At 45.6% G+C, this 13,725-nt stretch carries 10 protein-coding genes; 4 read left to right on the forward strand and 6 right to left on the reverse strand.

Translation table 11 applies throughout. The annotated features are described in order from the left end of the window. Window position 1: 1 nt before the first annotated feature. Window positions 2–1,441 (reverse strand): PAS domain-containing sensor histidine kinase, encoded by a 1,440-nt coding sequence (locus tag MPET_RS14680; RefSeq protein WP_013330440.1) that lies wholly within the window; start codon window positions 1,439–1,441, stop codon window positions 2–4. A 294-nt stretch (window positions 1,442–1,735) separates the two neighbouring features. Here MPET_RS14680 and MPET_RS12735 point away from each other — a divergent pair, with 294 nt between their 5' ends. Both MPET_RS12735 and MPET_RS12740 read left to right on the forward strand, forming a co-directional pair. Then, window positions 1,736–3,274, forward strand: coding sequence for a PAS domain S-box protein (locus MPET_RS12735; protein ID WP_013330441.1), 1,539 nt, complete (start codon window positions 1,736–1,738; stop codon window positions 3,272–3,274). Window positions 3,275–3,317: 43 nt separating this feature from the next. Next, on the forward strand, window positions 3,318–3,854 hold the full coding sequence (locus MPET_RS12740) for a class I SAM-dependent methyltransferase (protein WP_013330442.1): 537 nt from the start codon (window positions 3,318–3,320) through the stop codon (window positions 3,852–3,854). Between the two features lie 83 nt (window positions 3,855–3,937). On the opposite strand, the gene MPET_RS12745 is transcribed toward MPET_RS12740, so the two are convergent. The 3 genes from MPET_RS12745 to MPET_RS12755 all read right to left on the reverse strand — a co-directional run bounded on the left by MPET_RS12745 (window position 3,938) and on the right by MPET_RS12755 (window position 9,646). Continuing rightward, window positions 3,938–7,894: an SIR2 family NAD-dependent protein deacylase gene (locus MPET_RS12745; protein ID WP_013330443.1), complete on the reverse strand. Its 3,957-nt coding sequence runs from the start codon at window positions 7,892–7,894 to the stop codon at window positions 3,938–3,940. Window positions 7,895–8,000: 106 nt separating this feature from the next. Beyond that, window positions 8,001–9,365, reverse strand: a complete 1,365-nt coding sequence (locus tag MPET_RS12750) for a PFL family protein (protein ID WP_013330444.1) — start codon at window positions 9,363–9,365, stop codon at window positions 8,001–8,003. 8 nt (window positions 9,366–9,373) lie between these two features. Beyond that, window positions 9,374–9,646, reverse strand: a complete 273-nt coding sequence (locus MPET_RS12755; protein WP_013330445.1) for an ACT domain-containing protein — start codon at window positions 9,644–9,646, stop codon at window positions 9,374–9,376. A 118-nt stretch (window positions 9,647–9,764) separates the two neighbouring features. On the opposite strand from MPET_RS12755, the gene MPET_RS12760 reads away from it, so the two are divergent. Further along, the gene (locus MPET_RS12760) at window positions 9,765–10,436 is read left to right on the forward strand and encodes an alpha/beta fold hydrolase (RefSeq protein ID WP_013330446.1); all 672 of its coding nucleotides are present in this window, start codon (window positions 9,765–9,767) and stop codon (window positions 10,434–10,436) included. On the opposite strand, the gene MPET_RS12765 is transcribed toward MPET_RS12760, so the two are convergent. Both MPET_RS12765 and MPET_RS12770 read right to left on the reverse strand, forming a co-directional pair. Beyond that, on the reverse strand, window positions 10,414–11,982 hold the full coding sequence (locus tag MPET_RS12765) for a LolA family protein (RefSeq protein ID WP_013330447.1): 1,569 nt from the start codon (window positions 11,980–11,982) through the stop codon (window positions 10,414–10,416). The two genes, MPET_RS12760 and MPET_RS12765, sit on opposite strands and share 23 nt — an antisense overlap. After that, the gene (locus tag MPET_RS12770; protein WP_048131164.1) at window positions 11,979–12,758 is read right to left on the reverse strand and encodes an N-acetyltransferase; all 780 of its coding nucleotides are present in this window, start codon (window positions 12,756–12,758) and stop codon (window positions 11,979–11,981) included. Before MPET_RS12770 ends, MPET_RS12765 begins: the two co-directional genes overlap by 4 nt. Before the next feature lie 693 nt (window positions 12,759–13,451). On the opposite strand from MPET_RS12770, the gene MPET_RS12775 reads away from it, so the two are divergent. After that, on the forward strand, window positions 13,452–13,706 hold the full coding sequence (locus MPET_RS12775) for a hypothetical protein (protein WP_013330449.1): 255 nt from the start codon (window positions 13,452–13,454) through the stop codon (window positions 13,704–13,706). Window positions 13,707–13,725 lie beyond the last annotated feature (19 nt).

Here is a 13,725-nt window from a genome sequence, read left to right on the forward strand (position 1 = left end):
GTCAGGCAACGGAGGCAAACCTGTACCCGCCTTTGGGAACGACAATTTCAAAGTTCACTCCTCCCCCTTCCTTTCCGTTCTCTGTTATCGAGATACCGGTAATCGAGAGGATTTCACGCGACAGGAACAGCCCGAGGCCCGTGTGTTTGCCGAAACCCTTCCTGAAGAGTTTGTCCCTGTCTCCGTCTGTGATGCCGACACCATTGTCGCGGTAATAAATAACAAGACTGCCACCTTTTTCCGAGTAGGAGAAACCAATGGTGTTTACATTCTCACCATGACGGAGGGAGTTCTCTATCAGATTATAAAATACCTTTTCGGTAAGGGGATCACAGAATATTTCAAGTCCGTGTAGGGCATTTTTAAATTTAATACCGTCAAGATCAAGTGTTTTGGCAACGAAATCTGCCATATTCCCTGTATCCTGCCATCCCGGTTCATTTACTCCTATATCCTGGTACTGCCGGGTGAATTCGATCTGGTGCTGGATTGCATTTACCGCCTCTTTTTCCTTCTCAATATATTTCCGCATCTCCGGGTTTTCGATAAAATCCTCCGAGAGTTCGATATATCCCCGGACTGCCATGATCGTATTCAGGATGTCGTGTCTCGTAATGGACGAGAGCATATTGAGCTTGTTGTTTATAACCGACAGGGCCTCTTCGGCCATTTTACGTTCGGTGATGTCCTGGTTTACACCCCATAGCTTTACGGTCCTGCCGTTTTCATCTTTAATCGCCCTTATAGAGACATTGATATACCTGATCTCCCCGTCTCTGCGGATAATCCTGTGCTCCACCTGTGCGACATAGTTGCGATCAGTGCTCTCAATGGCTTTCCCCGCCTCTTCCGGCACGACGAAACGCTCTTCCGTCGGGATGAACCTCTCCGCGTACTGTTCGGCGGTCATGGTGTCCCCCTCTCTCTCTTTTGTGGTGCCGTAGAGTGCATAGAACCTGTCGTCGAAACTGAAGTTGTCCGATTCAACATCGTACTCCCAGTTGGCGAGCTTCGCAAGATCCATGGCATCGCCCATTTTTATCTTGTTCTTTCTTAGCTGCTCGCTGGTTTTTATGAACCTTGTTACATCCCATACCAGGGAGATCACACGGTCATTCCCCGGAACCGGGATGCTTTTGGCATTGATATAAGTGGTTTCGCCGTCACTGCGTGATATGGGGATAGAGTCCCAGGACATCCTCTCCGGATCACCGCTCATGTAGTCTTCAAGAATCCGTGCTTTAATTTGTTCCCTGAAAACCGGATCTTCAAATGCATTCTCCCAGAACGCTTCGGGCACTGTGAGCGCTTCCCTTGTTATCCTGTAGAATTTCAGGAAATGATCATTGAAGTATTCAAAGGATGTCTCCGGGCCGGCGGTATGAATAGCGATGCCTACCGGGAGGCTGTCAAGTATTTTCCTGAAATAATCTTCCCTCATTGCTAATGCCTCTTCAGTTCAGCAGCCGGTAAGATCGCGGCCAGCTTATCGTTAATTTTTTTTGGTTTTATATTCCGGGTAGATCTCACAGTCTGCTCCACTGCTCCCTCTTATCTGATAGTTATGAAATATCCGCAATTAAATTTCCTATTGTCCAATTACCGTGCCGCCCGGGACATCCCGGAGAGAAAAACAGGCATATGAATGCATAAAAATGCCGGGAATCACCGGATTCTCATTTATTCATGAATTTAATTAACAAGTTAAATAATATGAAATTGAAATAGGGATTAAATGTACTCCGTCCTCTATGTTGATGATGAGCCCCTCCTTCTCGGGATCACCAAGGTTTATCTTGAAAAGGACGGGGATTTATCTGTCGATACCGTTGAGTCGCCTGAAGAGGCAATTTCAATTTTAAAAGACAGGCCGTACGATATAGTCGTATCCGATTACCAGATGCCCGGGATGGACGGAATCGAATTTTTAAAAGAACTTCGCCGGTCGGGAAACGACATACCTTTCATAATATTTACCGGAAAGGGCAGGGAGGAGGTCGTAATAGAGGCATTTGAGTCAGGTGCCGATTCCTATCTGCAGAAGGGAGGAGATCCGAAGGCCCAGTTTGCGGAACTGGTTCATAAGATCAAAAAGTCTGTCAACGGCCATAATGCAGAGACGGCTTTGGCGGAGAGCGAAATGAAATTCAGGGGTATTGTTGAAAATTCACCGGATTTAATAATCCGAAGAGATTCGGAAGGGGTGGCTGTCTATGTCTCGCCGTCTTCAGAAAAGCTACTCGGGTATAAACCCGAAGAACTTATCGGACTTCACTATTCGGAGATATTGGGGCCGGAAGAGACGGAAAGGGTTGAAAGGCACAATTCCATACTATACTCCGGAGGAAAACCGGGTCCGATCCAGCTTAAGATACGTAAAAAAGACGGCTCATATGCAGATCTCGAAAGCTCGGCCGTCTTTCTGAACGGCAGGGATGCTTCAGACGGGGTACAGACAATTTCCAGGGATATTTCATCCCGCAGAGAGGCTGAAAACAGTATCCGGGAAAAGGACGAACTATACGTGAATCTTGCCGAAAATGTTCCGGGGATGATCTATGTTATCGATGAAGGAGGACGGCTTTTATACCTGAATAATTCGGCAGCGTCCGGGCTCGGGAAGAAAAAGGAAGAGGTTTTGGGGAAAACTCTTTTCGAAATATTTCCCGAAGAGCAGGCTGAAGGCCATATGAAGGGGGTGCTTGGAGTGTTACGATCGGGAGAACCATTTTACCGCGAGATGATTGAGAGCCTCCCTACAGGAGACTTTTGGTTCAGTGTCAGTTTACTGCCTCTTAAAGATCACGACGGAATATCCACAGGTGTTCTTGGTGTATCATATGATATTACAAGCCGCAAGACGACCGAAGAGGCCCTGAAAAGATCGGAGATCCAGTATGCAGAGACTCTTGACGCAGTGACGGACGCGGTATTCGTGGTTGACAGAGATCTCAAATTCCTGTTGGTAAATAAGGCTTTTCGGAGATTGTCAGGAGAACTTGGTTTTGAAATTCCGGATGATATATCCGGCCCCGGGATGAGGGATCTCCTTCGTTTTCTTCCGCCTGCCGTATTTGACGAGTACGGGAAATTTTTCCCGGATGGAAAAACGGTTTCAGGAGAAGAAGAGATCGTCCTTCCCGGTGGAACGGTCGTTGTCGCCTCAACGAAAATTCCTGTCTTCAGCGACGGAGATGTTATAAGAGTCGTTACCGTCATCCATGATATTACCCGGAAAAAGGAGTGGGGGCGGGGTTTAAAAACAGGAGCCTGACACCGGTTCTGAAATAAACACGAGATCAAAGATAGTGATAGATATGAAAGAAGAAAGCGACAGTCGAAGTGGAGATAAAGGCCTGGTTCTGAGAAAAAAAGTCCTCGAACTTGCCGGGCCGAAGGGCCAGAGCATACTGGATATCGGGGCGGGTCCTCTTTCGATTTTTGCTGTAAAGGAGTACGACTGTACGGTCACTTCCGTCGATATCGACAGGGAGAAGATCGAGGCATGGAGAGAAAAGGCGGAGACGGAGGGCGTATCCGGCAGGATCGCTTTTAAGGAGGATGATGTCACGGCCCTGTCCTTTTCCGATGACGAGTTCGATATGGCACTCTGTTTCGGCTCCCTCCACCACATTGCTCCGGGCGAAAGAAGGAAGGCGGTCCTGGAGGTCTCGCGTGTAGCCCGCGGGCGGATCGTGATCTCCGATTTCACCACCGAAGGGCTGCTGGAGATTCACCCGGGGGGAGAGTTCGAACCCGTGAACTTCGACCACCTGAAGGAGATCCTGGAAAGCAAAGGGTCCCTTGAAATAATCCCGCTGGAAAAGATGATGGTTTATATCGTCGAAAAATAAGAATTATTTGTGAACTTACAATGTTCTTGATCAGAATTCTCCTAAAAAATTTTTAGATTAGTAAAATATGAATTCTTAAAGGATCATGCTGATTTCCACTCACGCCTTACTTCTGGAAGTGAATCAGTCTGACCAACTTCTTTCCATTTTAAAATTACATCTGGGATTTCCATCTGTTCCCTGTTAAAATAATTAAAGAGAGCAAACGCAAGACGGGTTGATATTTTACGGAATTCTGGTTTATTAGGAAACAATATAACTGTAGATTGAGGTGAGGATTGCTTTAAATTGCATGAAGAATTGATCTCGGTTTCAGTTAAAAGATATTCAAGAGTAAGACAAAGTGAATCAATCTGGGCCGGGGATATAAATTTTGTATACCGATTTAGAATATTCGTAACCATAGATAAATTATATTTTAAATTTGGCTGCCTCCGGTTAGTGATCTGATTAATAATTTCTGACATAAAATCCGGAGAAGGGGGTTCCAATAACTTTTGTTCAGCAAAAACAATCCAATAAAAAAGACCGTATACTGAATTTTTGATCTCATTTTCATCTAATGAAATCAATCCTTTTCTTAATTTACGGGATATTTCTTCAGATTTTTCGGGTTCAATTAAGATCTGTAGAGCAATTAATAAATTCGTACAAATATTATTTGATTCCATTTCATCAATTAATGACTTAATAATTTGTTTTGCTTCAGGACTTTCCATTTTTGAAAATCTGGGTAAAATCACTATCAGCAATAATTCAAGAATTCCTCTTATTTCCTGATCTGCGTTTGATTTTAAGAAACCGGAATCACTACCAAAGTAATTGATGATTGGTTCTTTATCTTCATCCCACATTTTTTCAATTTTTAGGAGAAGATTAAATGCATCATCACTAGTCCAATCAATAGATTTTTCAATCTTTATTCCTTCACTCGGACCAATGGGAAATGTTGCTATCCTCCAATTTGTGATATAATTATCGAAGCTTGATCCAATTGATGTTGTTATCCCGGGTTTTCCATCGGCAGAAATTGATTTTGTAAATATTTTTGGGACATCCATAGAAGATAAAAATGAATGTACCTTTTCACGAGCGATTCCTGATTCAGGTTCAGGAAGATATAAAAATGATGCATTGAGTAAATATGTTTCTGAAGGCAAACCAGTATTTGGGTCACATCTCGACCATAAAACTTTCCCAAATTTATCTTCTTCAATAGAGGATAAACCCTTAATTTCATACATTTTTATTAAGCGATGAATAGCACGAATTCTATCATTGATTTCGCCATTTTCCACGAGATCAATTAATTGAGGAGTATAAGTGGTCAAGGTTGAGCGAAGTTCTTCAGCGATTATTGTATTCCGATTCCATTCAATAAATGTAAATGGATCTGCCAGATCATCCATTCCGGGATGCTGACTTTCCGAATGAATGAATATTGGCAAATCGAGTAAAATATTTAATTTTTCTATAATCTCTAGATCATTCATTGAATAAAATATTCTTTCAAATAAGTGATTTAATGGCCTATTAAAAGTTATATTCTGATTTTTTATATTCCAGGAATAAAGTTGAATCGCGATGTCTAACAATTCATTGATCTGTTTCTGAGATAATCGAAATGCTAAACGGGATAACAATTCTGATGTAATCCTTACTTGCAAATTCGAAAATGATTCTTTTTTACCGGTTTCTTGATTACTTTCATTTAAATAATCAAAGGATTGTTTCCATGAATTAATAAATAAATCAAAATAGCTGCTAATATGATCAGAGGTCATCAATACAATCCGAGATCTATTAAAAAACTCTCCAATTTCCTTTTCATTTCCGGTCCTAATCATTAAACTCATTGCCCATGGAGGAGAATTAGGTTCTATCCATTTTGACGCATCCAAAAGTGCTTCATGAAACAATGGCATCTTTCCACAATTTACAGGTAATCCTACTTCTTCGAAAATCCGTATAAATGCAAAAGCAGGGGATTTTTCGACATATACAAATGAAGAAGAGATATGATATGTATTAGTAAATTTACCAGGATCAAATTCCATATCAACAGTAAATTCAGTTGATTCAGATGGTGGACTATTTTTTAAAATAAATTGGAGTTTTTCAATTTCCTGCCAAGGATTACAATTAAATAAAGCAAGCCTATCCCAGCGGTCTCTAAATTTACTACGTACATTAGATAAATCTGAAAAATTTCCAGATTCAGCTAATTCTTCAGATTGGACTGATTGCAATAGAAGCATCGTCCATCCCTCCTGAGATAAAAACAGGTAGTTATAAGGATCGGTATGCATTTTAGACCGAATATCACTAAGTGCCTTTTCTGTAATTTTCTTTGCTTCAAAAATGTCTCCAAGCTCAGCGAGTAAAGCCGCACGTTTGACTTCAAAAAAAGGCAAATTATGAGATTTTGGCCAATTTTTCAATAATTTCCTTAAGTTTTTTTGATCAAATTTTGAGAGTGAGTATAAGCATTTTTCATAATACCATCGCAAATACCATTCATTATTTAATTTTACAACCTCTTCGATGAGATTTATCCAAAATTGAAATTTTTCATGATTCTGATCCCATCTTTCCTCTCGAATAAGTGAAAATATCAAATCCACCCAGTATTTTCCTATCTTTTTCCAGTCGTACTGATTACACTCCTCTTTATCAGGCGAATAAATACTTTTTTCATTCCGTACTAATTTTGGATACGGGTTATAAGAAAGAATAATCTGCTCATACACCTCACCCCAATTGCTAAACACTGGCAAAAGGCAAGTTTTAATTCTCCAATTAAATTCATAAAGTAATTCAATATTCTTAGGAACAGAGACATCTTTCAAAGTCTTCAGGGCTACTTCGGCCCAATCTGATGTATATTCTATTAATTTTTTCCGGTTATCGTAAGGCGCAATTGTCCACCCCGGATAAAACTCTCTTTGATTTTTCCATTTCTGGCATACTTCTTCAAGTTGGGCAACCGTTAGATTATCATAAGATTTTGGGAATAAAGATCCTAATTCTGGTAATCGAGGAGGTCCAGGAGGGATATCAGGTATTAGTTGGTTACTAGGTTTCCAATGTGTTTTTTCGGAGGGCTCAGGCCATCGCATTGGATTTTGAGGTGCACCGTACATCAAATTTAAAGCAAACCATTCAAGTGCATTTTTATGACGTAAATCAGGATCGATCCACTCGCTTTTAGGGAATAATGAACCTAAATCGATGGGAGTAATCTTTTCTTTGAGTAATTCATTTCGTTTCTCCTCAGTTAAATCCAAAACTCCGCATAAATAAATTTGAGGTCGATATTCCCTCAAATATTCATAAACCCAATCTTTCCATTGTTTAAAATTTGGGTCTCCACTAGAGAAACCAATCAAACAAAAGGCATTTTCCATAATAGACTGTCTAACAATATTCGTAAAAGGTGCAAATTTTTCAGGATATTCTTCATATTCATTTTTTGAGATGATAAACGGTCGATATGAAGGAAAACTTCCATGTAACTTTACAATTCGAGGCTTCATTTTTTGGGGAATGTCGTAAATAGTTGAAACAATATCATATTTTCTTTCATATACCATTGGCAACGTTCTTTCCAACAAAGTGTCGTAATTTGTAGTAAAAACATCTGACCATGGCAAAGTAAGCATGAGGGTATGGAGATTCCCGGGTAAATATTGTAAATCAGGAATTGTCTGAATTAGCAGTTCATCTAAAGCTGACGGACCGAAAATATCCTGAAAATCCTGAGCAATTTGTAGAGGGTCTTTTTCTTTGATTAGCTGTTGAATTTTTTTGTCATAATCCAATTTTGACAAAGATCCTTGGGGGTATGTCGCACGAAGAATTATCTGGCAGAGATCATCCCATAATGGAAATGGTAGAGTATCTTGGGATATTTTATCGGCATTTCGACTGAATCCACTTCCGATCATTACTGCGACTTGGCCAAATTCCCGTCCACACCATAACTTTTTCCGAAGATATTCGATAGAGTTTTGATCTTTAAACGAGGAAGAGGGATTCATTATTGATGAACTCTTTTAATCAATTATAATTCTGTCGTTTTATTGTAAAAAAGAAAGTACAATTTCGATATTTCTGCACTACAGAAATTAAATCCTTTTTATTTTTTTAATTCCTGAAACTGTGGATGGGTGCGGGGATGCGTCCGCCGCGGTTGATGAAATCTTCACACCCGAACTTGTTTACTTTCTGGACCGGAGCGTGGCCGAGGAGTCCTCCGAACTCCACGGTGTCGCCGACGTCCTTCCCGATGACGGGGACGAGGCGGACTGCGGTCGTCTTCTGGTTGATCATTCCTATCGCGGCTTCGTCTGCGATTATGCCGGAGATCGTGGATGCGGGGGTGTCCCCCGGTATTGCGATCATGTCGAGACCTACGGAGCATACGCAGGTCATGGCTTCGAGCTTTTCGATGGTGAGAGCTCCGCGATTTACTGCGTCGATCATTCCCTGGTCCTCGCTGACCGGGATGAACGCACCGGAGAGTCCGCCGACGAACGAGCTTGCCATGACTCCGCCCTTCTTCACCTGGTCGTTTAAGAGGGCGAGGGCGGCTGTGGTTCCCGGTGCTCCGACCGATTCAAGGCCCATCTCTTCGAGGATCTCGGCGACACTGTCCCCTACCGCAGGGGTGGGTGCAAGGGAGAGGTCGACGATGCCGAACGGGACACCGAGTCTTGCGGATGCCTCCTGTGCGACGAGCTGGCCGACACGGGTGACCTTGAATGCGGTCTTTTTGACTGTCTCACAGAGGACTTCGAAGTTCTCGCCCCGGACTTCTTCGAGTGCATGTTTGACGACGCCCGGACCGCTTACGCCGACGTTGATTACCGCGTCGGCCTCCGAGACACCGTGGAACGCCCCGGCCATGAACGGGTTGTCGTCGGGTGCGTTGCAGAATACGACGAGTTTCGCACACCCGAGCGAGTTGTTGTCCTTCGTCGCTTCGGCCGTCTCCTTAACGATCTCGCCCATGAGTTTGACGGCGTCCATGTTGATCCCGGTCTTGGTGGAGCCGATGTTTACCGAACTGCATACCCTTTCGGTGGAGGAGAGTGCGGCGGGGATGGAGCGGATGAGTTTTTCGTCGGTCGGGGTCATTCCCTTCGAGACGATGGCGGAGAAGCCGCCGAGGAAGTTGACGCCGGTATCCGCCGCTGCCTTGTCGAGTGTCTTTGCGACTGATACGAAATCTTCCGTGGATTTGCAAGCCTGCCCTGCGACAAGTGCTATGGGGGTAACCGAGATCCTCTTGTTTACGATCGGAATTCCGTACTCGAGCTCGATCTCCCTTCCGACCGGGACGAGGTTCTTTGCGAGCCGGGTGATCTTGTCGTAGATCTTCCGGTTCAGGGCGTCGAGATCGGAATCGACGCAGTCGAGGAGGCTGATGCCGAGGGTGATGGTCCTGACGTCGAGCTTCTCCTGCTCGATCATCTTGTTCGTCTCGTTTACCTCGAAGATGTTTATCATGGAAAACCTCAGATGCGGTGCATCTTCGTAAAGATATCCTCGTGCTGACAGCGGATCTTTACGCCGATCTCGTCGCCGAGTTTTTCGAGTTCGGCGACCATCTCCTGGTACGGTTTCGACGATCCGCCGGTGTCTACGATCATCATCATATTGAAGTAGCCCTGCACGATGGTCTGGGATATGTCCTCGACGTTTACGTTGTTTTCGGCGAGGTAGGTGCAGACCTTCGCGATTATTCCGACCGTGTCCTTGCCGACGACGGTTATGATTGTCTTCTTCATGCTCTCGTGCTCTCCCTTCTCCTGTATTATTGGCCCTCTTCAGGCATTAATCCGATGAAGAGGGAAACAATACTTATGCATCGTAATATTACTTCTCAGTCACGAGGATATGACTGGCATGGCTGACTTCGTTTTTGTGCACGGGGGGAACATGGATACGGCGACGTGGAACGGGCTGACGACAGGAGAAGAGGTCTTCACGGAGGACGGGAAGATGGGCGGAGAGATCTGGGACGGGACGGTTTCGTTTCTCCGGGACCAGGGCCACCGGGCCTTTGCCCCGACTCTGGCAGGTGAATATTCCTGTAATCTTTCGGGTCATATCCGGGAGATCTGCGTGCTGCTCGCCGAAAACAATCTTCATGACGTCATCCTCGTCGGTCATTCCTACGGCGGGATGGTAATTACGGGGGTGGCGGCACGGATACCGGAGAATGTCGGGCGGCTGGTTTATGTCGATGCTGCTCTTCCCGATTCCGGTCAGTCGTTGTATGATCTTATCGAATCGGCGGGGATCGATGCGGGGTCGTTTTCGGGTCTCGAACCCGCTCCCCCTTACGTTGAAAAACTGTTCTTCGATCCGTCGAAGATCCGGGCGATCCCGAAGACTTACATCCTCTGCACGAAGAGCGATTTTGTTTCGGTTACGGGTGTCGCCCGGAGGAAGATCGAGGCGGACCCGGACGGGTGGGAATATTTCGAGCTTCCTGCTTCCCATGTCCCGATGGCCGATATGCCGGCGGAGTTTTACGGGCTGATCGGGGATCTCATTCAGTCACCCGGAGAGTGAACGGGGCTAAACCTATTTCGCTCGTCGGCGTCCTGAACTGTGCACTGAAACAGTAGTCGCCGGGTTCGACCGAAGGGTCGACTGAAAAAGACATGTCGAGATAGTAATTCGCAAAACTTCTCGCGAGGAACCGGTCGGGGTTCACGGATATATGGATTCCTTCCGGCAACGAAGGCCATTCGTCATCCCCGCGAGGCATGTGATCCATTTCACATGGCATTCTCGTCAGGTTCATGGTAACAATTCCGGTTTCGAGTTCCCCCGTGCCTATATAGAATTGTGCATGTCCCGATCCGCCCCGCGGGACTACAAGCAGTCTCTCGCAGTAACCGCCGGTGCTCCGGTAGAAACGATATAGTGCCGCTCCGCTCAATGGCGTTCCGTCGTCGACCGCGACTCTTACCCAGTCGTCGGTGATCGCATCCGGGGCCCCTTCGACGTCAGCATGAATGTACAGCCACAGGTTGTCCGGAATCCTCGATTCAGGGAGGAGGCGGGCGGTTACCACGGACGTATATTCTTCCCCGGGTTCGGCCTTGAATTCGTTGGGTTCTATTGTTACGGATAAGTTCTCCGGCATTGGTAGGGGTTTTGTATCGTAGAGGGCGGCTACGTGGTATATATTGTAACTTACGTTTCCGGGGCTCATATTCCGGGAGTAGAAGGTATAGTTGACCGAGGCGGACGGGGCTGGATCTGGGACGAATTTGTAGTCGGCACCTTCATAACTGTAAGTGGATACCAGGAATCTCCTGCCGTTGAACCCGCCGACCGGGGAGTTCATCAGGGCCTCCGTGCAGTTCCTGCATCCGGGCATGAGGGCGGGGTCGATCGTCTCAGGGTCGATTCCTTCAGGCAGGGCATTCCAGCCCGCACAGCCGCAGTGCGGATTCGATCCGGGCGGGGGATCGAATGAGAACCGGCTCTCCGGGATGCCGGTGTTTGTTTCGATGCGTTCGTAACGTATGGTGTGGATCACGGTATCCAGCTGAGAGAAAGTGGTGATATTCCATGCAAGGCCGGATTTTGGATCGATCCATGCCTGTATCTTCGAACTTTTGTATGTGGTGTACTTGTCCGACCACGGTTCGGTTATTACTTCGATCCCATAGAGCATCCGTCCGTCTTCCTTCATTGTTCCGGTGACGGAAAAATCGCAGTCCCTGACGATCTCCCGGACCATCGCCTGGTAATCGTTTTGCGGTAGATCGCTTATCTCCGGCTGGACTATGTACACGTTTTCCCCTGCATCGTAGCTGACGGCGGTTGTCAGGTTCATGCAGAGGAGAGAGCCGGGAGCGACATTGGTTTTGTTTACATATTCAAGACGGTATTCGGCGGGATATTTCCAGTCGAAGATGACCTGCCCGTCGGAGTCCGAGTAATACTCGGAGGTGTAGTCGCGGATGTTGTCCGCTTTTTCCAGGAACCTTGATCCGAGTTCCGAGGCTGTGAGGTTCTCCGCGGGAGTGTCGGTGCAGCCCGAAACGGAAGAAAAGAAAACAAAAAGAACGGCAATGGTCAGGACAAACAGGATATTTTTCATTTCATCATCTTATCCATTATATTCTCAAACCGGCCATTGCTGATCGGGTGATGGCTGATGACTTTCCCGTCGTACATGATGCAGAATGTCCCGAATGGGCACGGGGAATCCTGTACCGATTCCGCGTCCTCCATCTCGATCAGGCGGGGGGTCAGGCCGTACTTTTTTTCGGCAGACTCCATGATGGCGGCGACGTTCTTCTCCGAATATGGGCACTGTGCCGAGCGGAATATCACGAGACCTTCGGGATATTTCTCACGGTTCTTCTCCATCTCCGGCCTGAAAGAGGGATCGGCGGCGTCCGGGTCGAATTTGAGTGCGAGCAGCTCGAAATCCGGCCCTGCCAGATCCACCGGGACAAAACCCTTTTTGACGAAGATATCCCTTTTGGCCATGAACGAACCTTTTCTCGTAACGACCGCCACACCTTTCATCCCGGCCGCTTTCGCGTCTTCGATGCAGGCATCGATCAGCATGGAGGCATATCCCTTTCCCTTGAACTCTTTTTTGAACCCGACGAAGATGCAGTGAATGAACATGTACCCGTCCGCATCGACGGGGCGGTGGGCATACCGGCCCGGAATGTATTCGAGCATCCCCTGGTATCCGCCGCTCTTCGAAACGAGCGCCTTTATCCTCAACCCCTTTGGGTAATATTTAGTGAACCACTCGATCTTTCTCCTCAGTTCGACGTGTTTTTTTATATCTTTGTAACCGCACACCCCGTATTCTGCGATATTTTCGGGAGTGAGATCGATGACGGAGATGTCGTTCATGTTTTTATTTTGAACTGCCATTTGATTAATACTCTGGTGGTGATTGCAGTCATTAGAGTTATTTCACTTAAATCCGTTTTCAACCATCACTGAAAGGCCGGTAAAAAATAACATTTGGACCCCGAACGGCAGACAATATTATTCTGGAGCCAGAAGACGATCTCATGTGCCGGTTAATGATTAACTTATCGGCACCGGAATTTATGTCAGGATATATTCCGGTTTTATTACACCTGGATCTTTGGAGTACAGCTCGCGGATCGGTCCTGCAATACGGAGTATATTATCCTCCGGCCAGATAAAAAAGGGCGGCATTCCAACAGGTGTAATTTCGTCCGGGTTCAGGAAACGGTAAATTTTCACAATGAGGCAGGGGATCAGTGCATGTGTGCCGGTCTACTGCATTCCTGCAACCAGTTACGGAGCCAGTTCAATAACGCTGATCTCTTCCATGATTTCTGATGGATGATTCCGGGCCCGTCAATAAAATCATGCATTTTTTGGCGATTATATTCCTTCCGGACAGATGATTTTCCCTCTTTTGACAATATGGGGAATAAATAACGACAACAAAACATTTCAACCGACTTTATGCCGGAAATAAAGATTAAAGAAGATTTTTCGCTCCGAAAAGTACCGGCCAAAATATATATACCAGAATAACCAATTAGCGAAATTAAAAAGGAGGGCACTATGGATCAGGAACCATTTAAGTATGTTGTAAGAGACAGTTTGAACTGGCTCGATAAAAACCCCGATTTTGTAAAGAAAAACATGGACAAGATCAAAGTCTACTCAGATCTTCTCGGAAAGGACAAGAAACTTACCGATGCAGTATTACAGTCACTTAAAGAGCACCCGGCACTTCTGCTGGTGCTGATCCAGTATATCGAACAGACGAGCAATCCCAGCAAAAAACTTCTTGCTAAAGGCTCCTCGTGTAAATAGGTGAACATACAGGTGTTTA

Origin of the sequence: Methanolacinia petrolearia DSM 11571 (assembly GCF_000147875.1) — an archaeon.
Lineage (GTDB): Archaea > Halobacteriota > Methanomicrobia > Methanomicrobiales > Methanomicrobiaceae > Methanolacinia > Methanolacinia petrolearia.

Bases quoted from the DNA above. Each gene is read 5' to 3' on its own strand.
- MPET_RS12755 (WP_013330445.1), bottom strand. From the start codon at position 9,646: ATGAAGAAGACAATCATAACCGTCGTCGGCAAGGACACGGTCGGAATA.
- MPET_RS12775 (WP_013330449.1), top strand. From the start codon at position 13,452: ATGGATCAGGAACCATTTAAGTATGTTGTAAGAGACAGTTTGAACTGG.
- MPET_RS12740 (WP_013330442.1), top strand. From the start codon at position 3,318: ATGAAAGAAGAAAGCGACAGTCGAAGTGGAGATAAAGGCCTGGTTCTG.
- MPET_RS12765 (WP_013330447.1), bottom strand. From the start codon at position 11,982: ATGAAAAATATCCTGTTTGTCCTGACCATTGCCGTTCTTTTTGTTTTC.
- MPET_RS12745 (WP_013330443.1), bottom strand. From the start codon at position 7,894: ATGAATCCCTCTTCCTCGTTTAAAGATCAAAACTCTATCGAATATCTT.
- MPET_RS14680 (WP_013330440.1), bottom strand. From the start codon at position 1,441: ATGAGGGAAGATTATTTCAGGAAAATACTTGACAGCCTCCCGGTAGGC.
- MPET_RS12760 (WP_013330446.1), top strand. From the start codon at position 9,765: ATGGCTGACTTCGTTTTTGTGCACGGGGGGAACATGGATACGGCGACG.
- MPET_RS12770 (WP_048131164.1), bottom strand. From the start codon at position 12,758: ATGAACGACATCTCCGTCATCGATCTCACTCCCGAAAATATCGCAGAA.
- MPET_RS12735 (WP_013330441.1), top strand. From the start codon at position 1,736: ATGTACTCCGTCCTCTATGTTGATGATGAGCCCCTCCTTCTCGGGATC.
- MPET_RS12750 (WP_013330444.1), bottom strand. From the start codon at position 9,365: ATGATAAACATCTTCGAGGTAAACGAGACGAACAAGATGATCGAGCAG.